This is a genomic window from Streptomyces sp. NPDC097640 (genome assembly GCF_040302705.1).
Lineage (GTDB): Bacteria > Actinomycetota > Actinomycetes > Streptomycetales > Streptomycetaceae > Streptomyces.
The window spans coordinates 25,810-45,444 of sequence record NZ_JBEOSB010000028.1; the positions used below are offsets into that span (position 1 = coordinate 25,810).

Genomic DNA, 19,635 nt, shown 5'->3' on the forward strand with positions numbered 1-19,635 from the left:
TCCCTCAGCCCTCGCCGCCCTCAGGCCTGGGCCTTCGGCGGGGTCTTCTTGGCGCCGGGGGCGGGCGCCGGGGCCGGCTTGCGGGCCGGGCTCTTCTTGGCGGCGGCAGCGGGGGCGGGGGTGGCCGGGGTGGCGGCGGGCGCCGGCTTGACCGCGGTCTTCGTGGCGTCCTTGGACGGCTCGCCCGCGACCGGGACCGGCCGCTCCTTGGGCTCGATGGCGTCGGCCATCTCCACCATCTCGTCGGCCGCCTCGCCACGCCAGGTCTTGACGACCTCCTGGCCGTGCTCGGCCACCTCGTCGTACCGCTCCCGCGCCTTGACGGCCAGCTCGGCCGCGCGGCCCACGCCCTGGAGCGCCAGGTCCTGTGCCGTGTCGCGGAGCTTCTTCAGGTCGGTGTCGAGCGTGCCCAGCAGCTCGGTGAGCTTCTCCTGGGCGTCCTTCGCCTGCTGGGTGACCCGGTCCTGAACGGCCTTCGGGTCGGTGTTCCGTACGGCGGCGAAGCGCTCGGGGGCCTCGGCGACGATCTTCTCGACCAGCGACGGGACCTCCTTGAGCTTCTGGGCGGCGAGGTCGGCCGTGCCCGCCACGAAGTACAGGGGGGTCGGGTCGGTGAGCGTCTTACGCACATCGTCGGTGATGGCCATGCTGATGGTCCTCCCGGATCATTTCGAGGGTTCGGCGTCGTCGTCGGCGCTGCCTGTGGCGGTTCCGGCGGGGGTTCCGGCGGGGGTGTCGCCCGCGGCGGGGTCCGGTGCGTTCTCCTTGCGGAAGGACTCGTAGATCTGTAGCAGCACCTGCTTCTGCCGCTCGTTGATCGACGGATCGGCCAGTATCACACTGCGCGTCTCCGTGTCGTCCCGGTCCCGCTCGTCGAGAATCCCGGCCTGCACATAGAGGGTCTCCGCGGATATCCGCAGCGCCTTCGCGAGCTGCTGGAGGATCTCCGCGCTCGGCTTGCGCAGCCCGCGCTCGATCTGGCTCAGATACGGATTGGACACCCCGGCGGCCTCGGCGAGCTGGCGCAGCGAGAGCTGCGCGCTGCGTCTCTGTTCCCGCAGGAACTCACCGAGGGTGCCGACGTTCAGTGATGCCATGCCTCCATGCTGCCGCATGAGTGCTAACTATTGCAAGCATTCGCTTGCAGTCGTGTCATCGGCGCCCGCTGCGGCCATCGTGCTGCTGGTCCCGGCGGTCGAGGTCGCCCGCGCCGGTCGGCCATTTCTATAAACTGTGAATATAAAAATGCTATGCTTCGAGCATGAGTCGTCAAGACACCGCTCCCGGCGCGTCCGACGCCATCGGGGCAGCCCTCTACGGCCTGGCCACCAGGGCCGCGAGACGCCTGCCCCGGGACATGAGCCTGACGTCCGCCGCCACCCTGGCCACCCTGGACCGGACCGGCCCGCGGCGCATCACCGATCTGGCCGCGGTCGAGGGCGTCACCCAGCCCGCGATGACCGCCCTGGTCCGGGTGATGGAGGAGTCCGGCCTGGTCGAGCGGCGGGGCGACGCGTCCGACAAGCGGGTCACGCTGGTGTGCCTGACCGAGGCCGGCGCCTCCTACGTCCGGACGCGGCGCCAGGCGGGCGTCCACGCGTTCGAGCGGTTGATCGGCGAGCTCACCGGCGACGAGGTCGAGGCGCTGGTGGCGGCCCTTCCGGCGCTGAAGCATCTGGCAGAGCTCGAAAGCCAGGACCGCGAAGGGCCGAAGCAGTGACCGGGCAGCCGGTCGGCGGGGTCGCGGGGAAGGCGTTCCCGGTGACGCGTTCCGAGGCGCGGCTGCTGGTCCCCGCCCTGATGTTCATCGCTCTGGTCGTGGCGGCGGTCGCCAGCCTCGGGACGCCGCTCATCACCAGCGTGGCGACCTCGTTCCACGTCTCGCTCGGCAGCGCGCAGTGGACGCTGACCGTCGCGCTGCTCAGCGGCGCCGTCGCCACGCCGGTCCTGGGCCGGCTCGGAGCCGGCCCGCACCGGCGGGCCACGATCCTCGCCACGCTGGCGGTCGTCGTCGCTGGCAGCGCGCTCACCGTGCTGCCGCTGCCGTTCGCGTGGCTGCTGGCCGGCAGGGCGGCCCAGGGCGTCGGGCTCGGGCTGACGGCGCTGATGATGGGCGTGGCCCGGGACCACCTCCCCGAGGAGCGCAGCGCGGCCGTGATCGCCCTGATCTCGGTGGTCTCGATCATCGGGGCCGGCGTCGGCTACCCGCTGGCCGCACTGCTCGCCGAGCTCGGCGGGGTACGGGCCGCCTACGGCCTCGGCCTGGTCGTCACCGCCGCCGCCCTCCTGACCGCGTGGCGCTCCATGCCCGAAGCCCCCGAGGGCCGCTCCGCCCACGTGGGCGTGGCAGGCGCGGTCGTCCTGGCCGCCGCGCTGCTCCTGGTGCTGTTCCTCGCCGGCGAACGGAATCTGTGGAGCCGGCACCTCGCCGTGGCGGCGGGCCTCGCCGTCGTCGCGGTGGTGCTGCTCTGCGTCTGGGCCGTCATCGAGCTGCGCAGCACGACGCCCCTGGTCGATGTGCGGGCGGTGCGGCACCCGGCGGTCGCCGGGGCGAACCTCGCCATGTTCGTCGGCGGGATCGGCATGTACCTCCTGCTCACGCTCATCACCCGGTACGCGCAGACGCCGCACGGCGCCGGCTACGGCTTCGGGCTGACGACCTTCGTCGCCGGGCTGGTCCTCATCCCGTTCTCGGTGCTGGGGTTCGTCGCCGGCAAGCTCACGCCGCGGGTCCGGACGCGGATCGCCGACCCCCTGCTCCTGGCCGGCAGCGCCGTCGTGGTCGGCGGCGGGTTCGCCCTGTTCGCGGCGGCCCGGTCGGACCTGGCCGAACTGTTCGCGGCGATGGGCGTGCTCGGCTTCGGCGTCGGCGGCTTCTCGGCCGCGATGCCCGGCGTCATCCTGGCCGTCACCCCCAAGAGCGAGACGTCGAGCGCCATGAGCTTCAACTACGTCGTCCGCAGCGTCGGGTACTCCCTGGGCAGCGCCATCGGCGGCCTGATCCTCGCCGCGGGCACCGGCCCCGGCCACCTCTTCCCCGACGACAGCGCCTACACCACCGCGGCGCTGGTCGGCATCGGCGCCATGGCGATCACGACGCTGACAAGCCTCGCTCTCGCCCGCCGACGCTCGTCCGAGACCAACCCGTAAGTCAGACGCACTCATCCCAACACTGGAGGTTCCATGCCCAAGGGCTACTGGGTCAGCGCCTACCGCACCATTTCAGACCCTGAGAAGCTGGCTGCTTACAACAAGCTGGCCCCTCCGGCCGTCGCGGCCGGGGGTGGTCGGATCCTCGCCCGCGGCGGTCGGGTCGTGGCGCATGACGCCGGAATCGCCGAGCGCACCGTCCTGATCGAGTTCGACAGCTTCGAGCAGGCCGTCGCGGCGCACGAGAGTGCGGCCTACCAGGAGGCGCTGGTCGCCCTCTCCGACGGCGTCGAGCGCGACTTCCGCATCGTCGAAGGCATCGACTGACCGAGGTCCAGCCGGATCTTCACTGAAGAACCACCATCTTGGTTTTCGCTGGTGCGGCTGCTGGAACAGGTCCGTCCACGTACAGCGGTGGGACCACAAGGAGTCCCGGGACGACACCTGCCGTGCTCAGTCTCAGCACCCCCGTTCCGGCAGGCCGGGTCCGCCGTCATTCCGGTTTGCGGGCCAGGAACGTGGCGATCCGCCGCGTCATCCCCTCGTCCGGCTCCTGTATGACGCGCGTGGTGACGGCCAGCCCGGCCCGGCCCAGCAGATCGGCGATCCGGTCCGCCGGCAGCAGGTAGGACTCGTACGACACCGGGTGGTCTCCGTAGGCCCGCGTCGGGCGGAGGCGCTCGTCGTTTCCCACCCAGCCGGCCATCATCAGATGGCCGCCGGGCGCGAGGGTGCGGTGGAACTCGGAGAACACGGTCGGCAGCCACTCCGGCGGTGTGTGGTGGGTGGAGTAGAAGGCCAGGATGCCGCCGAGTTCGTCGTTCCCGATCCTCAGTGCGGTCATCGAGCCCACGGTGAACCGCAGGTCGGGATAGGCCTCTTGGGCGTGTCTGATCATCTCCGGCGACAGGTCGACGCCGAACGCGGGCACCCCCAGTTCGGCCAGGTGCGCCGTCACCCGACCGGGGCCGCAGCCCAGGTCCGCGACCGGGCCCCGGCCGGCGGTCCGGACGAGTTCGGCGAACGCGGCCAGCGTCGCGCGTGACAAGGGGTCCAGCTCGGCGGGCGTCTTGACGCGTGCGACATACGCGTCGGCGACGGTGTCGTACGACTCGCGGACGGCGGTGAGGTAGGGGGCGTTGGGGGCGTCGGGGGTTTCGGTCACGCGGTGAAGCTACAGAGCCGCGGTCAACGGGGGCCCGGGTGGGGGCGGTCGGGCGTCACACCCCCCCGCAGGGCGGCCTCCAGCCGGCCGGCCCAGCGCAGCGCCGAGGCCGCCAACTCCTCCGTCCGCGGGGCGAGTCGGACGCGCGGGCCCACGACCTGGAGCGCGGCCACCACTTCGCCGCGGAAGTCGCGGACCGGGGCGGCGACCGAGTACAGGCCGGGCTCGGCCTCCTCGTCGACGATCGAGTAGCCCCGCTCGCGGGTGGCGGCGAGCCGCCGGAGGAAGTCGTCGACGCCGGTGGGTGTGTTGGGCCCGTGGCGTACGAAGTCGGTGCGGGCGAAGACGGCGGTGACTTCCCCGTCGTCGGCGTCGCTGAGCAGCGCCTGCCCGCAGTCGCTGCAATAGGCGGGGTAGGGGCGGCCGATCCAGGAGCCGACCTGCCTGCTGCCCTGTGGGACGCGTTCGGCGATCGTCACGGTCGCGTCGCCGGCCAGAACGCCCAGGTAGCAGCTCTCGCCGGTCTCGCCGACCATGCCCTCGAGCGCGGTCTGTCCGTCGGTGCGCAGGCGGTGGGCGGTGAGTTCCTGGGTGTCGGCGTAGAGCCGCCAGTGCAGGGCGAGCGCCCGGGGCGAGCCGTTGCGCGCGACGTACTCCTCTTCCCGCATGGCGGCCAGGCCGCGGGAGAGCTGGCTGCGGTCGCGGGCCAGTTCGCGCGCGAGGTCGGTGGCCGAGGTGCGGCGGTGTCCTTCCGCTGTTCTGCGGGCGAGCGCCATCAGCACGTCCAGGCCCTTGCCCACGCTCGATTCCATGACCCCTCAGCCGTGTCGCCACGCCGCGCCGTGCGCCGTCCATGCGGCGCGATCAGCCATCGCCGACACCCTACTGCCCGCGCTGCCACCGCCCCGCCTCTGAAATTGTGCGTTATTTGCATCTTGCCGTGCGGTAGATGCACGCATAGCATCTCGCCATCGGTTTCCGCCGCCCCGTCGGGGCGCACGAGAAGGGACAGCGACAGCCATGACGGCGACGGTGACGTCCGCAGCCCACGCATACGGCCAGGGGCCGTGCCGCGCCGAATCGGCGATCCGCCGCCGGTCGGTACGGGCGATCAAGGTGTACTGGCCCGTCTCGCGGCAGACCCTGGCCGCCGTGGCGGCGGGGGATCTCGCGGCGCTCTACGAGGACGAGTCCCTGGCCGGGCTGTTCCGCGTCCTGGAGGGCTCGCCGGAGGTCGGAGACTTCGGCCTCTATGCCGATGTCTTCGAAGTGGGGATCGGCGCCGAGGGATTCACCGCCGTGCCCGGGTCCACCCCCACCCTCGGCGCGGTCGGCTCCCGCTCGCTGTCCCCGACCCTCACCTTCACCACGTATATGGACGCCTCCGTCGCGGACGACGAGGTGTCCACCGTCCTCTCGCGCATCGTGGCCGCCCACCCCTGGGAGGTCCCGGTCGTCGAGCTCTCCGCACCCCTGGAGCTCGTTTCCCGCGCGTGAGTCCTCCGCGCTCCGAGTGAGCGGCTCGCGGCGCGCGGACCCCGCGCGGGCCGCGAGCGCCGAAGAGGTGGCACCACCCCTCCGCCACGCCGTGTCGTCCCCGTCACCGCCACCCCGAGGAAGTCATGTCATGACCACATCACTGCCAGCGGAGAGCCCGTCGGCCCAGGCAAGAGCGACCGACCCCCCGGCCGACCACCCGCCCCAGGGCGCGTCTCAAGGCGTATCCCAGGACGCGGCCCAGGGCTCACTGCGCCGCTCCATGACCAGCCGCCACCTCGTGATGATCGCGATGGGCGGGGTCATCGGCTCCGGGCTGTTCCTCAGCTCCGGCTACACCATCTCCCAGGCCGGCCCGCTCGGCGCGGTCCTCGCCTATCTCGTCGGCGCGTTCGTCGTCTACCTCGTCATGACCTGCCTGGGCGAGCTCGCCTGCGCCTACCCCGTCTCCGGCGCCTTCCATATCTACGCCTCGCGCTCGATCAATCCGGCGACCGGCTTCACCACGGCCTGGCTGTACTGGCTGACCTGGGCGGTCGCCCTGGGCTCGGAGTTCACCGCCTGCGGGCTGCTGATGCAGCGCTGGTTCCCCTCCGTCAGCGTCTGGGTGTGGTGTGTCGTCTGCGCCGCCGTGGTGTTCACCGTCAACGCGATCTCCGCCCGGGTCTTCGGCGAGACCGAGTACTGGTTCTCCCTCATCAAGGTCGCGGCCGTGGTCGCCCTCATCGTCCTCGGCGGCGCGGCGATCTTCGGCTTCCACCCGCTGTCCGACCAGCACGCCGCGTTGCCGCATCTGTTCGAGAACTTCGACACGCCCGGCGGCCTGTTCCCCCACGGGCTGTCGGGCGTCATGGTCACCGTCCTCGCCGCGTTCTACGCCTTCTCCGGCTCCGAGCTGATCGGCGTCGCCGCGGGCGAGACGGACGACCCGTCCCGGGCGGTGCCCAAGGCGCTGCGGGTGACGGTGATCAGGCTGCTGGTCTTCTTCGCCGGGGCGATCACGGTGATCGCCGCGATGATCCCGTACGACAAGGTCGGCCTGGACGAGAGCCCGTTCGTCACCGTCTTCACGACCATCGGGATCCCCTACGCGCCCGATGTCATGAACTTCGTGATCATCACGGCGCTGCTGTCCGCGGGCAACAGCGGCCTGTACTCCTGCGCCCGGATGCTGTTCTCGCTCGCCGAGGAGGGCCAGGCCCCACAGCTGCTGCGGCGGCTGAACTCCCGGCAGATCCCGATGGCCGCCCTCGTGGTGAGCATGCTGGGCGGCCTCGCGTCACTGCTGAGCAGCGTGGTCGCGGCCCAGACCGTCTATCTCGTGCTGGTGTCGATCGCCGGGTTCGCCGCGGTGGCGGTGTGGATGTCGATCGCGGCCTCGCAGTTCTTCCACCGGAGAGCCTTCCTGCGCGCCGGCGGGGATGTGAGGACCCTGCCGTACCGCACCCCGCTCTATCCGGTCGTGCCCGTCCTGGCGTTTCTGCTCTGCCTGGTCTCCCTGGTCGGCGTCGCCCTGGACCCCGCCCAGGTCGCGGCCCTGTACTTCGGCGTCCCCTTCGTCGCCGCCTGCTACCTGTACTACTACCTGCGGCACCGCCGCAGGGGGAGCGGGACGACGGCCTCATGACCCCGACGCCGACCCCGACCCCGACGCCGCCCACCTGTCTGTTGCTCGATCTGGACGGCACCCTCGTCGACTCCGCCCCCGGAGTCCTCGCGAGCATCCACGCCGCGCTGCGCGAGGTCGGCGTCGTGGCCCCGGACCCCGGCGTGCTGCGGACGTTCGTCGGCCCGCCGATGTACGAGTCCTTCCGCCACCGGCTCGGCCTCGACGAGCCGACCGCGCTACGGGCCCTGGCGGCGTACCGCGCGCACTACGCGGCGCACGGCGCCCTCGACAGCGCGCTGTACGACGGGATCATGGAGGCGCTGAAGGCGCTGGCCGCCGCGGGCCTGCCGATGGGGGTGGCGACCTCCAAGGTCGAGGACCAGGCGTGCCGGGTCGTCGCCCACTACGGCCTGGACCCGTGGTTCGAGGCGGTGTGCGGCATCGACGACCAGGCGGGCCGCACCACCAAGCGGCAGGTGATCCGGGAGTGCCTGGCGCGGCTGGCCCGCCGCGGCGTCGACGTGTCGGCGCCGCTCATGGTCGGCGACCGGTCGTACGACGTCACCAGCGCCGCCGCCGAGGAGATCCCGGCGGTCCATGTGCTGTGGGGCTACGGGGACCGGTCGGAGTCGGCGGACGCGGTCGCCTCGGTGGCCGACCCCGCTGAGCTGACGGACCTGGTGGTCGCGGCCCGCGACCATGGCCGTTGAACAGCCACTGACGTGACATCACCGGCATGGCACCAATGACGCGAAAGAGAACCAGCACATGAGCGACAGCAGCCCCTCTCCCACCACCCCCGCCCTGTGGTCGGCCCTTCGCGAGCTGACCGCGAAGGCGACGTACACGGACCTCACCCACGCCTTCCACCCCGGGCAGCCGCACTTCCCCGCCTTCCCCGACGAGCAGCGCGAGATGGTCTTCGACATGGACCGCGGGGACGGCTTCAACGTCCACCGCTACACACTCGTGGGCCAGTGGGGCACACATGTCGACCCGCCCGTGCACTTCGTCGCCGGGGCGCGCACGCTGGACCGGATCCCCGTGGAGGAGATGGTCCTGCCGCTGGTGGTGCTCGACATCACCGAGCGGGTGGCCGCCGACCCGGACGCGACCCCGACCCTGGACGACGTGGCGGCCTGGGAGGCGCGCCACGGCGCCGTCCCCGCCGGGTCGTTCGTGGCGCTGCGCACCGGGTGGGGCCGGCGCTGGCCGGACCGGGACGCGATGGCCAACAAGGACGCGGCGGGCGTCAGCCACGCCCCCGGCTGGTCCGGCGAGGTGCTGCGGTATCTGTTCGAGGAGGCGGGCGTCACCGCGATCGGCCATGAGCAGACCGACACCGACCCGGGCTCGGCCACCTCGGCCGGCGACTTCGGCCTGGAGCGGTACGTCCTCGCGCGTGACCGGTGGCAGATAGAGCTGATGGCCAACCTCGACCAGGTGCCCGAGGCGGGCGCGCTGATCGTCGCCACCTGGCCCAAGCCCCAGGGCGGCTCCGGGTTCCCGGCCCGCGTCTTCGCCCTGTGCCCGAACGACATGAATGACTGATTGCCCGAACGACCGGCGCACGGAGCCCCGGCGGACCCGAGTCCGCCGGGGTCTCGCCGTGCGCAGAGCCACGTAGAGAACGGATACCGCGATGGAGCGACCGGCCCTGGACGCGATCGACGAGAAGATCATCGCCGAACTCACCCGCAACGCCCGCCTGTCGCACGCCGAGCTCGGCCAGCGGGTGCTGCTGTCGCGGAACGCCGTACGGCAGCGGATCGACCGGCTGGAGCGGCAGGGACACATCCGCGGCTACACGCTGGTGCGCGGCGGGCACGAGGACGAGGACATCGCCTCGGCGCTCGTCCTCGTCTACCGCAAGGACCGGCTGCGCGGCGGCGAGGTGCTGGCGGCGCTCAAGCGCATCCCGGAGGTCGTCATCTGCGATGTGCTCAGCGGGGAGTTCGACCTGATGGTGCGGATCGAGGCCAGGTCCCTGGAACGCGTACAGGGCATCTGGGAACAGATCGCCCAGATGCCCGGTGTACGCGATACGGTCACGGCGCTGACGCTCTCGCGGGTGGTCAGCCGCCCGCGAGGTTGAGGCACACGACCTTCGGCTGCGTCATGTCCTCGTAGGCGAACCGCACGCCCTCGCGGCCCATGCTGCCGTACTTGAACCCGCCGAACGGCATGGCGTCGAACCGGTAGTCGGACGAGTCGTTGACCATCACCCCGCCCGCCTCCAGCAGCCGGGCCGCCGCCATCGCGCGGTCCAGGCTGGCGGTGAAGACGCCCGCGTGGAGGCTGAAGTCGATCTCGTTGGCGCGCGCCACGGCCTCCTCGAAGGAGTCGACCGGCTCCAGCGCCACGAGCGGCGCGAACGCCTCCTGCCGCCACAGGGCGCTGTCGGCCGGGACGTTCTCCAGCACGGTGGGGCTGTAGCGGCTGCCGTCGAGGTCGTTGCCGCACAGCAGCACCGCGCCCCGCGCGACGGCCTCATCGGCCTTCGCCTTCGCGGCCCGGGCCGCCAGGGGCGTGATCATCGGGCCGACATCGGTGTGCTCGTCGCGGGGGTCGCCGGTCCGCAGCGCCCTCGTCCTCGCGACGAACGCGGCGCGGAACTCCTCGTACACCTCCCGGGCGACCAGGATCCGCTGGGCGCCGATGCAGTTCTGGCCCGCGGCCCAGAACGCGCCGGACACGCACGCCTCCACCGCGAGGCCGAGGTCCGCGTCGGCGAGCACCAGGACCGGCGCGTTGCCGCCGAGGTCCATGGCGAGCTTCTTCAGCCCGGCCTGGCGCGCGATGGCCTCCCCGGTCGCGAAGCCGCCGGTGAACGAGACCATGCGCACCTCGGGGGCGGCGACGATCGCGGCGCCGAGGTCCGCGCCGCCGTTGACGACGGTGATCACCTCGTCCGGCAGCCCGGCCTCGACGAGGGTGTCGACCAGCCGCAGCGCGGACAGCGGGGTGAGGTCGGAGGGTTTGAGGATGACGGCGTTGCCGCCCGCGACGGCCGGCCCGAGCTTGTGGGCGACCAGGTTGAGGGGGTCGTTGTACGGGGTGATCGCGGCGATGATGCCCAGCGGCTCCCGCGTGAACCAGCCCTGGCGGTCCTCGGACCCCTCGTACGCGTCGAAGGGCACCACCTCGCCCGCGTTCCGGCGGGCCTCGGCGGCCGACAGCGCCAGGGTGTTCACCGCGCGGGCGGTCTCCTTGCGGGCCTGGGTGATGGTCTTGCCCGCCTCGGCCACGATCAGCCGGGCGAAGGACTCGGCGCGCTCGGAGACCAGCCGGGCCGCGCGGTCCAGCACCGCGGCCCGGGCGGCCCGCGAGAGGGCCGCGGCGGTGGCGCGCCCGCGGCGGGCGCGGGCCATGACCTCGTCGACGGCGTCCGCCGTCGTGGCGCAGACCGACCCGATGACCTCGTCCGTGTACGGGTTGCGCACGGCGACGAAGCCGTGGTCGTCGTCGCCGGTGTGCGGGAGAGCGGCGAGGGTGGTGTCAGTCACGGAGGGCCTCCTCGAGGACACGGCCGACGGGGACGGAAGCGGGGGCGATGGGGCCGGTGCCGTGCCGCTGGTGGATGGCGATGATGTCCGACAGCAGGGCGTACGCGGTCTCGGTGCGCCCGGCGCCGGGGCCGGAGACGGTGACGGTGCCGAGCAGATCGGTGTGGAAGGCCACGGCGTTCACGGCGCCGCCGACCGAGGCCAGCGGGTGCTCGACCGGCAGCGCGACCGGCGCCACGCGCGCGTCGACGCCTCCGTCCGCGCGGCGGGCGACCGAGCCGATCAGCTTCCACCGCAGCCCCCGGGCGGCGGCGTCGCGCATGTCCGCCGGGGTGAGCCGGGTGATCCCCTCCCGGGCGATGTCCTCGCGGGACAGCGTGGCGCCCAGCACCTCATGGGCGAGGATCGCGACCTTCAGCTGGACGTCGAAGCCCTCGACGTCCGCGGTGGGGTCGGCCTCGGCGTAGCCCGCTTCCTGGGCCTCCTTGACGGCGTCGGCGAAGCCGACCCCCTCTTCGAGCCGGCCGAGGATGTAGTTCGAGGTGCCGTTCATGATGCCCTCGACGCCGGTGACGCGGGCGCCCGCGAGCAGCCGGTCCGCCGTACGCAGCACCGGCGTGCCGCTGAGCACGGTCCCCTCGAACTCGAAGCTCACGCCGCGCTCCGCCGCGAGCCGCTTGAGCGCGTCGCAGTGCAGGGCGACCGGACCCTTGTTGGTGGTGCACACGTGCTTGCCCGCCTCCAGCGCCCAGCGCACATGCGACAGCGCGGGCTCGCCGTCGGCCGGGTTGGTGAACGTGGCCTCGGCGACGATGTCGGCGGGCACGGACCGGATCACCCACTCGTTGCGCGGATCGGCGCTGCCGCCCTCCAGGCCGGAGAAGTCGAGCTCGCCCGGCGCCACTGCGAGCAGCGGCGCCAGGTCGATACCGTCGGCCCGCACCAGGGACCCGGCCCGCAGGTCGGTGATCGCGACCACCCGCAGGCCGAAGCCCAGCTCCTCGGACAGCTCGTCGCCACGCTCGGCGATCAGTTCGGCGAGCGCGCGGTTGACGCCACCGAATCCGATCAGGGCGAGGTCGTATCGGGTCATCAGCGTCATCAGCATCTCCTTCGGTTGTGACCTTGCCCAGCGTCACCTCCGCGCCCGTCATCGCGGCCATGCCGAAGCGACCGGCGGCGATGCCGATGTGCACCGTCCCGCGAGCGGTTGTCCTGCGGCGGCCGCGGATCATGCCGGGATCACGTGGGGATCGCGTTGCTAGAGTGAGGCCGTGACAGCGAACCCGCCGAAGGCCCAGGCGGCATCCTCGCTGCGTACCGGCCTCCAGATCATCAACGCGGTCCTGGAGCGGGAGACCTCCGGGCGCACCGGGTTCAACGTCGCCAGGCTCGCCCAGGAGATCGGCATCGACCCCAGCAAGGCCTCCCGGATGACCCAGGAGCTGTGCGACCGGGGGTTCCTGGAGCGCCGTGAGGACTCCACACTGCGCGTCGCCGCCGGGTTCCACGAGCTGGGCCGGGCCCTCAACCACGGTCTGCTGCGCGGGGCCCGGCCGGTCCTTCGCCGGCTCGCGATCGAACACGGGGCCGGCGCCCGGCTCTCGGTGCGCGACGGCGTGCTCGTCCGGCTGCTGCGCGGGGAGGCGGCAGCGGCAGCCGAGCCATGGCCGGTCAGGGCCGGCCTGGTCACCCCATGCTGGTGCACGGGGGCGGGGCGCGCGCTGCTGCTCGACCACTCCGGCGACGAGATCGCCGCGCTGCTCCAGGGGTACGAGCTGATCGGCGTCGGCGGGCCCAACGCCGCGCACTCCGCCGACGAGCTGGCAGCGGCCAACGACCGCGACCGGCCGGGCGGGATGGTCGCCGCGCACGGGGAGTTCGAGCACGGCATCACCGAGTACGCCGTACCGGTGCGGGACGGCCAGGGCCAGATCTTCGCGGCGCTCGCGGTCCTGGGCCGGCAGACGGACCTCCGGCCGCGGGAGGAGACGATCCGCGCCGATCTGACCGCCTCGGCCGCCGCGCTCGGGCGGCTCATCGACGTCGCCACGCCGTAGCCGACCGCTTTTCCTTCTCGACCTCCTCGACCTCCTCCTTGACCTTGTCCTTGGGGGAGGCCACAGCATCGATGTGCCGGGCGAGGGGCCCGGCGCGAGGAGGCGGACATGGGCCTGCTGACCATCGGGGCGTTCGCGAAGGCGTCCCGGCTGTCGCCGAAGGCGCTGCGGCTGTACGACGAGCTGGGGCTGCTGTCCCCGGCCCGGGTCGACCCGGCGACGGGCTACCGGCTCTACGCACCGGAGCAGCTCGAACGGGCCCGGCTGGTGGCCTGGCTGCGCCGCCTGGGTATGCCGCTGGCCCGCATCGGCGAGGTCTGCGAGCTGCGCGAGCTGGACGCGGCCGCGGCGGCGCGCGAGGTCCGGGCCTACTGGGCCCAGGTGGAGGCCGAGACCGCCGCCCGGCGAGACCTGGCCGCCTTCCTCGTCGGCCATCTGTCATGGAAGGACCCCGACATGTCCCCGACCACCAAGCCCCTGGGAATCCGCTACGCCGCGCTGTCCGACACCGGCCTGGTCCGCGAGAGCAACCAGGACACCGCCTACGCCGGGTCCCGTCTGCTCGCCGTCGCCGACGGCTTCGGCGCGGGCGGCGCACCGGCCGGCGCGGCCGCCGTCCAAGTGCTCAAACGCCTGGGCGTCGAGGGCGTCACCGAGGGCGTCGGCCCGGGCCTCCCGGTGGGCGAGATCCTCAACGCGCTGGAGGACGCCGTCGAGCAGGCGGGCCACGCCGTGCGCGACATCGCCGGAGCCGACCCCGCGCCGCGGGAGGTGGGCACCACGCTCACCGCGCTGCTGTGGACCGGATCCCAGCTGGCCATGGTGCACATCGGGGACTCCCGCGCGTACCTCCTGCGGGACGGCGGGCTCTTCCAGATCACCCACGACCACACCCTCGTCCAGGCGATGGTCGACGAAGGGCGGCTCACCCCGGAGGAGGCCGCCTCCCACCCGCAGCGCTCCCTGCTGGCGCGGGCCCTGACCGGAGAGGCCGGGGCCACCGCCGACATACGTCTGCACGACGCCAGGCCGGGGGACCGCTATCTGCTCTGCTCCGACGGGCTGTCCGCCGTGGTGCCGACCGGGGACATCCGCGGGGTGGTCACCTCGGCCCGCGACCCCGAGGGGGCGGTGCGCGAGCTCGTCGCCCTGGCCAACCGGGCGGGCGGCCCCGACAACGTCAGCTGCGTGGTCGCCGATGTTCTGGAGCCGGAGGAGTGACACCGCCCGGGGGCCGAGCCGACGGTCATCGGGACAGCGCCCCCGCCACGGCGTCCCAGCCCGCGGGCATGGGCGGGTAGGTACGGGTGCCGGTGGCGCTGTCCTTGAAGCCGCTGGACGTGGCGATGCATACGACGGGGCCGCCCGAGGCATCCGGGGCGTCATGCGGGCCGTCGTGGTGGGCGCGCAGCGCGGCCAGCCCGGCGGCGGAGGACAGCTCGACCCACATGCCCTGGGCGGAGAGTTCGGCGCGGGCGGCGGCCATCTGCTCGTCGGTGACGGTCAGCGCCTCGCCCCGGCTCTCGCGTACGGCGACCACCCCGCGGTAGCTGCCCACCGGGCAGGCGATCCCGTACGCCTCGGTCGGGCCGACCGGGACCTCGGTGGCGGGGCGGCCGGTGCGGATCGCGGTGGCCAGCGCGCCCGCGGCGGCGGGCTCGCACGCGTACAGCCGCGGGACGCGGTCGGCCAGGCCCAGCAGGGTCAGCTCGTGGAAGCCCTTCCAGACGCCGAAGAGCAGCTCGCCGTAGCCGGTGGGCACGTACACCGCCTCGGGCGTCTCGCCGAGGTCCAGGAAGATCTCGTACGCGATGGTCTTGTAGCCCTCGGGGCCGAAGGGGTGGCCGGTGTGGGCGTTGTCGGTGAGGCTGCTGACGGGGTGGTAGCCGAACTCCGCCACCACGCGTCGCGCCAGCGGTCGCAGCGACTCGCGGGGGACAGTGAGCACCGTGGCCCCGTACGCGCGCACGAAGGAGGCGACGGCGGGCGGGGCGTGCGGCGAGGTGAACACGGCGCACGGCAGACCGGCGCGAGCCGCGTAAGCCGCCGCCGAGGCGCCGTGGTTGCCGGAGGAGCACACCACGACGCCGCGCGCCCCGCTCGCCTTCGCGGCGCTGACGGCGACGCGGTTGAGGCGATCCTTGTGGCTCCACGTGGGGTTGCGCGACTCGTCCTTGACGTAGACGCCCTCCGCCAGCCGGACCAGGGGCGTGTTCCCCTCGCCGAGCCCGGGGGCGGACAGCGGCGGGAGCAGCGGGGCCCAGCGTTCGAGGCCGTGTGCGGCGGGGCGGTCGAACAGGTCGGCGGGCACCCGGTCGTAGGCGTAGTCGACCTCCAGCGGGTACGCGACCGCGTCGGTGGAGGTGCGCGGGCAGCCGTTGGTGAGCGGTGGCCACAGGGCGTAGTGGATCGTGGGATCCCCCAGGGACCGCTGACCGGTCGCGAGCGACAGCGAGTGGGCCCGCGAGCGGGCGCGCGAGGCCTTGGGCTGTGCTGGTGGGGCGTCGGACTGTGTGCGGTCGGTCTGTGTGCGGTCGGTCTGTGTGGGGTTGTGGGGTGTGGGATGGGGGCGCGTGGGGCGGGAAATGGACCGCGCGGGGCGGGAGTTGGGCGGGGCGGGCCGGGAGTTGGGCTGTTGCATGGCCCGGATCATGCCAGGCTTGCTGGTCAGACGCCCGACGCCGCCGTAGGGCCAGGGGCCGGGGCTCGGCTCGCGGGCCCGACGGCGACGTCGGCGGGGCAACCGGTCGGGGGCGATCGGTCAGGGGTGACCGGTGATCGGGGGCACCCGGTCGGCGGGGGTGGTCAGCCCTGGTACGGGCGGGTGACGCGGGCCTCGCGCAGCGCCCACCCCCACCACGCCAGCTGGTCGAGCATCGTCGAGGCGGCCGCCTCGGCCGCCTTCGGGTCCTTCAGCGTGCCGTCCGCGTCGAAGAGCTCCCCGGCGTTGTGGAAGCTCACCGTGTCGCGGACGGTGACCGCGTGCAGTTCGGCGAAGACCGTCCGCAGATGCTCGACCGCGCGCAGACCGCCGGAGATCCCGCCGTACGAGACGAACCCGACGGGTTTGGCCCGCCACTGTGAGTAGTGCCAGTCGATGGCGTTCTTGAGGGAGGCCGGGTAGCTGTGGTTGTACTCCGGGGTGATCACGACGAACGCGTCGGCGGCCTCCAGCCGGGGCGCCACGGCCGCCAGGGCCGCGGCGTCCTCGGGGCCGGGCCGGTGGCTGAGCGTCCCGGGCAGTGGGGTGTCGGCCAGGTCGATGACGTCGGTGCGCAGGTCCGCCCGGGGTGCGGCGCGGCTGGTGAACCAGTCGGCGACCTTCGGGCCGAAGCGCCCCTCGCGGGTGCTGCCGATGATGACGGCGAGCTGGAGGGGAGTGGCGACGGAGGCGGAAGCAGCGGGGGCGGTGATGGCGGCGGTGTGGCCGGCCGTTTCGGTAACCATGCCTCCAGGCTCGGACTTAAACATAACTTGAAGTCAAGCTACGCTCGTTTTTATGAGCCAGATGTCGTGGAAGACCCATGAACTCACGGTCGGTGACCTGTCCCAACGCAGTGGAGTCCCCGCCTCCGCGCTGCGCTTCTACGAGCGCGAAGGGCTCATCCACAGCCGCCGCACCACCGGAAACCAGCGCCGCTACACCCGCGACACGCTGCGCCGGGTGGCGTTTGTGCGCTCCTCGCAGCGCGTCGGCATCCCGCTGGCCAGGATCCGGGAGGTCCTCTCGCTCTTCCCCGAGGACCACGTCCTCAGCAAGGAGGACTGGGCCCGGATCTCGGAGCGCTGGCGCGAGGACCTCAGCGAGCGGATCGAGCAGCTGCTGAATCTGCGCGACAGCCTCACCGACTGCATCGGCTGCGGGTGTCTGTCGATCGACAAGTGCGCGCTGGTGAACCGGCACGACAGACTCGGCGAGCAGGGCCCGGGCGCGCGCCGGCTGCTGAAGTCCTGCTCCGATGCGGACGGGCCCGGGGCCTGCGGACCCGTCGATCAGGACGTGGCCAGCTCCGCCAGCAAGGCGAGCGTGCGGGCCTGTTCCTCGGGCGTGCCGACCGGGGAGGCGATGAACTCGGTCGCCCCCGCGTCGACCAGCTCCCGCAACCCCTGCTCGACGGTGGACTCGTCGCCCAGTGCCGCGGTGTCCTGCGGGCCCGCCGAGCCGTCGCGGTCCAGCACGGCGCGGTAGTGCGGGATCTGGTCGACCTGACTGAACTGTTCGGCGATCTCCGCGCGGCGCGCCTCCGGGTCCGCGGTGACGCCCACGGCCTTGAAGACGACGATGCGCGGCGCGGGCCGCCCCGCGTGGGCCGCCGCCCGGGTGATCGTGGGCACGATGTGGTCCGCGAGCGCGGCCCTGCCCGCCCAGACGGCGATGGTGCCGTCGGCCAGCTCGCCCGCCACCTTGAGCATCGCCGGGCCGAGCGCGCCGACCAGCAGCGCGGGCGGCTCGGCGCCGGGCGCGGTGACCGCGCCGACGGCCTTGAGGGTCTCGCCCTCGTGCGTCACGCTCTCGCCGCGCAGCAAGGGCACCAGAGCGGAGAGGTATTCCCGCAGATGTCGGGCCGGCCGGTCGAAGGGGTGGCCGAACTTCCCCTCGATGACGTGCCGGTGGCTCACCCCGACGCCGAGCGTGAAGCGGTTGCCGGTGGCCGCCTGGGCGGTCAGCGCCTGGGCGGCGAGCGTCAGCGGGTGGCGCGGATACGTCGGGACCACGGAAGTGCCCAGCGTGAGACCGGGCACCTGGGGGCCGATGGCGGCGGCCGCGGTCAGGGCGTCCCAGGCGCCCAACTCGGGCAGCCAGGCGGTGCCGAGACCCGACGCGGCGATGTCGCGCGCCTGCGCGACGACCGAGTCGAGCGGGCCGAGGAGGTTCAGGAGGAGTCCGATACGCATGGGATCGCCTTTCACGCGGTCGTGGCGGTCGTGGCAGTGGTGGGGACGGGCTTCGCGCTCGCGTCGGGGCCCGTGGAGGGGCCGATGTCCAGGACGGCCTTGCCCGGCACGCGACGCCCGAGCAGCGCCTCCGCCGCCGCCGCGACCCGCTCCCAGGACCCGCGCCAGCCGATCTCCGGCGAGAGCTCGCCGCGCGCCACGAGGCCGACGAGGGCGGCGAGGTCAGGGCCCGGGTGGGAGGGGTCCGCGAACGAGTGCAGCGACTTGGCCGCGCCGAGCGAGAAGATGCCGTTCGGCGGGAACACGGCGGGCTGGTCGTGGGCGGCCCAGCCGATGCTCTGGAGGTTGCCGCCCGGCTTGAGCAGGTTCCAGGCGGCCACCAGCTGGAGCCCGCCGACGTTCTCCAGGACCACGTCCACGGGCTGCTCGACCGGATCAAGCCCGACCACGACCTCGTCCGCGCCGAGCTCCTTCAGCCCCTCGCCGCGCGCGGGCGAGCCCACCGAGGCGATGACGTACGCCCCGGCCCGCCGCGCCAGTTGGACGGCCATCCGTCCGACGCCGCCCGAGGCGCCGGTGATCAGCACCCGCTTGCCCAGGATGCTCCCGGCCGCGCGCAGCGTACGCAGGGCGGTGATGCCGACCAGCGGGAGCGCGGCGGCGTCGGCCAGGGCGACGGAGTCGGGCAACTCGGCGAGGCTGTCGCTCGCGAAGGCCGCGCGCTCGCTCCACGCGCCCGGGCCGAAGGCGACCACGCGGGCACCCGCCGCGGGCCCGGAGCCGTCGGCAGCGGCGCGGAGCACGACTCCCGCCGCGTCGTAGCCCATGACGGAGCCGGGTGGCTGATGGGTGGCCCACCGCACCTCCCCGTAGTTCATCGATGCGTGCCGCACCTCGACCAGCGCCTCGCCCGGCCCCGGCGCGGGCTCCGGTACGTCCGCGAAGCGCAGGGACCCCGGCGCCTCGGGGTCGACGATCACCGCGCGCAGGGTGGCTGCTGTGCTGCTGCTCATGGCTGCCTCCTCGGGGCAGACAAGTAAAGTGGACCGGCAGTCCGCTTGGCTATTGGCAGATACTATGGGGACCGACGGTCCGGTTACAACCGCCGGCCGGACGGGAGGAGGTGCCGTGAGCGAGGCCACGACAGCGCACAGCGCCGGACGCGGCGAGCGCGCCGACGCCGCGCGCAATCGGCGCGCGATCCTGCGCGCCACCGAGGAGTTGCTGGCGGAGTGCGGCGCCGAGCATGTGTCCCTCGACCGGGTCGCGGCCGCCGCGGGGGTCGGCAAGGGCACCGTCTTCCGCCGCTTCGGCAGCCGTACGGGCCTGTTCCGGGCGCTGCTGGCCGACCGCGCGGCCCAGCTGGCGGAGGCGATCCACGAGGAGGCGGCGCCGCTGGGCACGGCCGCGCCCTCAAGCGAGCGGCTGTCGGCCTTCCTCGACGCGGTGGCCGGCATCGCCGAGCGCCATCTGTCCCTGATCGCCGCGCACGAACGCGCCTGCGGCGACGGCAAGTTGGACGACCCCACCTACCTTGGGTGGCACGCCCACCTCTGCGAGCTGCTCAGGGAGCTCAGGCCGGGCCTCGACGCCGAGTTCGCGGCCCACTTGCTGCTCGCCGCGTTCGACGGGGAGCTGGTGCGGCGGCTGACGGCGGACGGGGACTGGGCGCGGTTCCGCCAGTCGGTCAGGGACCTGGCCGACCTGCTGATCGGCCAGGGGAAGTAACGGCCCGGGCGCGCGGCCCGGGCC

21 protein-coding genes and 1 pseudogene are annotated in these 19,635 nt (G+C 73.0%); 12 read left to right on the plus strand and 10 right to left on the minus strand.

Features of this window, described 5'->3' with window-relative positions:
* Positions 1-20: 20 nt before the first annotated feature.
* Positions 21-647: a hypothetical protein gene (locus ABTY62_RS35095; RefSeq protein ID WP_352133452.1), complete on the minus strand. Its 627-nt coding sequence runs from the start codon at positions 645-647 to the stop codon at positions 21-23.
* A gap of 18 nt (positions 648-665) precedes the next feature.
* Entirely contained in the window at positions 666-1,097 is a 432-nt protein-coding gene (locus tag ABTY62_RS35100; RefSeq protein ID WP_352133453.1) for a helix-turn-helix domain-containing protein, read from the minus strand.
* Between the two features lie 260 nt (positions 1,098-1,357).
* Between ABTY62_RS35100 and ABTY62_RS35105 the strand changes: the two genes are divergently transcribed.
* Genes ABTY62_RS35105 through ABTY62_RS35115 form a run of 3 tightly spaced genes read left to right on the plus strand, consistent with a single transcriptional unit; the run spans position 1,358 to position 3,477 of the window.
* Positions 1,358-1,720: a MarR family winged helix-turn-helix transcriptional regulator gene (locus ABTY62_RS35105; RefSeq protein ID WP_014173936.1), complete on the plus strand. Its 363-nt coding sequence runs from the start codon at positions 1,358-1,360 to the stop codon at positions 1,718-1,720.
* A complete protein-coding gene (locus tag ABTY62_RS35110) occupies positions 1,717-3,150 on the plus strand; it encodes an MFS transporter (protein WP_352133454.1) in 1,434 nt (477 codons plus the stop codon). Before ABTY62_RS35105 ends, ABTY62_RS35110 begins: the two co-directional genes overlap by 4 nt.
* A gap of 33 nt (positions 3,151-3,183) precedes the next feature.
* Positions 3,184-3,477, plus strand: coding sequence for a DUF1330 domain-containing protein (locus ABTY62_RS35115; RefSeq protein WP_352133455.1), 294 nt, complete (start codon positions 3,184-3,186; stop codon positions 3,475-3,477).
* Positions 3,478-3,643: 166 nt separating this feature from the next.
* Here the strand turns inward: ABTY62_RS35115 and ABTY62_RS35120 are convergent, their stop codons facing one another.
* Positions 3,644-4,315: a class I SAM-dependent methyltransferase gene (locus ABTY62_RS35120; RefSeq protein ID WP_352133456.1), complete on the minus strand. Its 672-nt coding sequence runs from the start codon at positions 4,313-4,315 to the stop codon at positions 3,644-3,646.
* 23 nt (positions 4,316-4,338) lie between these two features.
* The gene (locus tag ABTY62_RS35125) at positions 4,339-5,127 is read right to left on the minus strand and encodes an IclR family transcriptional regulator (RefSeq protein ID WP_352133457.1); all 789 of its coding nucleotides are present in this window, start codon (positions 5,125-5,127) and stop codon (positions 4,339-4,341) included.
* A 208-nt stretch (positions 5,128-5,335) separates the two neighbouring features.
* On the opposite strand from ABTY62_RS35125, the gene ABTY62_RS35130 reads away from it, so the two are divergent.
* The 5 genes from ABTY62_RS35130 (at position 5,336) to ABTY62_RS35150 (ending at position 9,516) form a co-directional block, all read left to right on the plus strand.
* Positions 5,336-5,812, plus strand: a complete 477-nt coding sequence (locus ABTY62_RS35130; RefSeq protein ID WP_352133458.1) for a YqfO family protein — start codon at positions 5,336-5,338, stop codon at positions 5,810-5,812.
* Between the two features lie 130 nt (positions 5,813-5,942).
* Complete coding sequence (locus ABTY62_RS35135; protein WP_352133459.1) at positions 5,943-7,439, plus strand: amino acid permease; 1,497 nt, start codon at positions 5,943-5,945, stop codon at positions 7,437-7,439.
* Complete coding sequence (locus ABTY62_RS35140) at positions 7,436-8,131, plus strand: HAD hydrolase-like protein (RefSeq protein WP_352133460.1); 696 nt, start codon at positions 7,436-7,438, stop codon at positions 8,129-8,131. Before ABTY62_RS35135 ends, ABTY62_RS35140 begins: the two co-directional genes overlap by 4 nt.
* Positions 8,132-8,189: 58 nt before the next feature.
* Positions 8,190-8,972, plus strand: coding sequence for a cyclase family protein (locus tag ABTY62_RS35145; protein WP_352133461.1), 783 nt, complete (start codon positions 8,190-8,192; stop codon positions 8,970-8,972).
* Positions 8,973-9,063: 91 nt separating this feature from the next.
* Positions 9,064-9,516, plus strand: coding sequence for an Lrp/AsnC family transcriptional regulator (locus ABTY62_RS35150; protein WP_352133462.1), 453 nt, complete (start codon positions 9,064-9,066; stop codon positions 9,514-9,516).
* Here the strand turns inward: ABTY62_RS35150 and ABTY62_RS35155 are convergent.
* Positions 9,497-10,927, minus strand: coding sequence for an aldehyde dehydrogenase family protein (locus ABTY62_RS35155; protein ID WP_352133463.1), 1,431 nt, complete (start codon positions 10,925-10,927; stop codon positions 9,497-9,499). The genes ABTY62_RS35150 and ABTY62_RS35155 overlap by 20 nt on opposite strands.
* On the minus strand, positions 10,920-12,029 hold the full coding sequence (locus tag ABTY62_RS35160; protein WP_352133464.1) for a homoserine dehydrogenase: 1,110 nt from the start codon (positions 12,027-12,029) through the stop codon (positions 10,920-10,922). The genes ABTY62_RS35155 and ABTY62_RS35160 overlap by 8 nt, the downstream gene beginning before the upstream one ends.
* 172 nt (positions 12,030-12,201) lie before the next feature.
* On the opposite strand from ABTY62_RS35160, the gene ABTY62_RS35165 reads away from it, so the two are divergent.
* Together ABTY62_RS35165 and ABTY62_RS35170 are read left to right on the plus strand one after the other, a co-directional pair.
* Positions 12,202-12,987 (plus strand): IclR family transcriptional regulator, encoded by a 786-nt coding sequence (locus ABTY62_RS35165; RefSeq protein ID WP_352133465.1) that lies wholly within the window; start codon positions 12,202-12,204, stop codon positions 12,985-12,987.
* Between the two features lie 108 nt (positions 12,988-13,095).
* Positions 13,096-14,208 (plus strand): MerR family transcriptional regulator, encoded by a 1,113-nt coding sequence (locus ABTY62_RS35170; RefSeq protein WP_352133466.1) that lies wholly within the window; start codon positions 13,096-13,098, stop codon positions 14,206-14,208.
* Positions 14,209-14,233: 25 nt separating this feature from the next.
* On the opposite strand, the gene ABTY62_RS35175 is transcribed toward ABTY62_RS35170, so the two are convergent.
* On the minus strand, positions 14,234-15,628 hold the full coding sequence (locus ABTY62_RS35175) for a threonine synthase (RefSeq protein WP_352133467.1): 1,395 nt from the start codon (positions 15,626-15,628) through the stop codon (positions 14,234-14,236).
* 164 nt (positions 15,629-15,792) lie between these two features.
* The gene (locus ABTY62_RS35180; protein ID WP_352133468.1) at positions 15,793-16,434 is read right to left on the minus strand and encodes an NADPH-dependent FMN reductase; all 642 of its coding nucleotides are present in this window, start codon (positions 16,432-16,434) and stop codon (positions 15,793-15,795) included.
* A gap of 61 nt (positions 16,435-16,495) precedes the next feature.
* Here ABTY62_RS35180 and soxR point away from each other — a divergent pair.
* A pseudogene (gene soxR, locus ABTY62_RS35185) lies at positions 16,496-16,921 on the plus strand (redox-sensitive transcriptional activator SoxR); the annotation flags it as partial.
* A 59-nt stretch (positions 16,922-16,980) separates the two neighbouring features.
* On the opposite strand, the gene ABTY62_RS35190 reads toward soxR, so the two are convergent.
* Together ABTY62_RS35190 and ABTY62_RS35195 are read right to left on the minus strand one after the other, a co-directional pair.
* A complete protein-coding gene (locus tag ABTY62_RS35190; RefSeq protein ID WP_352133469.1) occupies positions 16,981-17,883 on the minus strand; it encodes a TIGR03564 family F420-dependent LLM class oxidoreductase in 903 nt (300 codons plus the stop codon).
* An 11-nt stretch (positions 17,884-17,894) separates the two neighbouring features.
* Positions 17,895-18,896 (minus strand): zinc-binding dehydrogenase, encoded by a 1,002-nt coding sequence (locus ABTY62_RS35195; RefSeq protein ID WP_352133470.1) that lies wholly within the window; start codon positions 18,894-18,896, stop codon positions 17,895-17,897.
* 115 nt (positions 18,897-19,011) lie between these two features.
* Here ABTY62_RS35195 and ABTY62_RS35200 point away from each other — a divergent pair, with 115 nt between their 5' ends.
* A complete protein-coding gene (locus ABTY62_RS35200; RefSeq protein WP_352133471.1) occupies positions 19,012-19,611 on the plus strand; it encodes a TetR/AcrR family transcriptional regulator in 600 nt (199 codons plus the stop codon).
* Positions 19,612-19,635: the final 24 nt, after the last annotated feature.

What these genes read in the sequence shown, in the direction of transcription:
- ABTY62_RS35180 (WP_352133468.1), bottom strand. Translation starts at nt 16,434, where the DNA reads ATGGTTACCGAAACGGCCGGCCACACCGCCGCCATCACCGCCCCCGCT.
- ABTY62_RS35160 (WP_352133464.1), bottom strand. Translation starts at nt 12,029, where the DNA reads ATGACGCTGATGACCCGATACGACCTCGCCCTGATCGGATTCGGTGGC.
- ABTY62_RS35100 (WP_352133453.1), bottom strand. Translation starts at nt 1,097, where the DNA reads ATGGCATCACTGAACGTCGGCACCCTCGGTGAGTTCCTGCGGGAACAG.
- ABTY62_RS35115 (WP_352133455.1), top strand. Translation starts at nt 3,184, where the DNA reads ATGCCCAAGGGCTACTGGGTCAGCGCCTACCGCACCATTTCAGACCCT.
- ABTY62_RS35130 (WP_352133458.1), top strand. Translation starts at nt 5,336, where the DNA reads ATGACGGCGACGGTGACGTCCGCAGCCCACGCATACGGCCAGGGGCCG.
- ABTY62_RS35105 (WP_014173936.1), top strand. Translation starts at nt 1,358, where the DNA reads ATGAGCCTGACGTCCGCCGCCACCCTGGCCACCCTGGACCGGACCGGC.
- ABTY62_RS35175 (WP_352133467.1), bottom strand. Translation starts at nt 15,628, where the DNA reads ATGCAACAGCCCAACTCCCGGCCCGCCCCGCCCAACTCCCGCCCCGCG.
- ABTY62_RS35095 (WP_352133452.1), bottom strand. Translation starts at nt 647, where the DNA reads ATGGCCATCACCGACGATGTGCGTAAGACGCTCACCGACCCGACCCCC.
- ABTY62_RS35195 (WP_352133470.1), bottom strand. Translation starts at nt 18,896, where the DNA reads ATGAGCAGCAGCACAGCAGCCACCCTGCGCGCGGTGATCGTCGACCCC.
- ABTY62_RS35135 (WP_352133459.1), top strand. Translation starts at nt 5,943, where the DNA reads ATGACCACATCACTGCCAGCGGAGAGCCCGTCGGCCCAGGCAAGAGCG.
- ABTY62_RS35145 (WP_352133461.1), top strand. Translation starts at nt 8,190, where the DNA reads ATGAGCGACAGCAGCCCCTCTCCCACCACCCCCGCCCTGTGGTCGGCC.
- ABTY62_RS35150 (WP_352133462.1), top strand. Translation starts at nt 9,064, where the DNA reads ATGGAGCGACCGGCCCTGGACGCGATCGACGAGAAGATCATCGCCGAA.
- ABTY62_RS35190 (WP_352133469.1), bottom strand. Translation starts at nt 17,883, where the DNA reads ATGCGTATCGGACTCCTCCTGAACCTCCTCGGCCCGCTCGACTCGGTC.
- ABTY62_RS35140 (WP_352133460.1), top strand. Translation starts at nt 7,436, where the DNA reads ATGACCCCGACGCCGACCCCGACCCCGACGCCGCCCACCTGTCTGTTG.
- ABTY62_RS35170 (WP_352133466.1), top strand. Translation starts at nt 13,096, where the DNA reads ATGGGCCTGCTGACCATCGGGGCGTTCGCGAAGGCGTCCCGGCTGTCG.
- ABTY62_RS35125 (WP_352133457.1), bottom strand. Translation starts at nt 5,127, where the DNA reads ATGGAATCGAGCGTGGGCAAGGGCCTGGACGTGCTGATGGCGCTCGCC.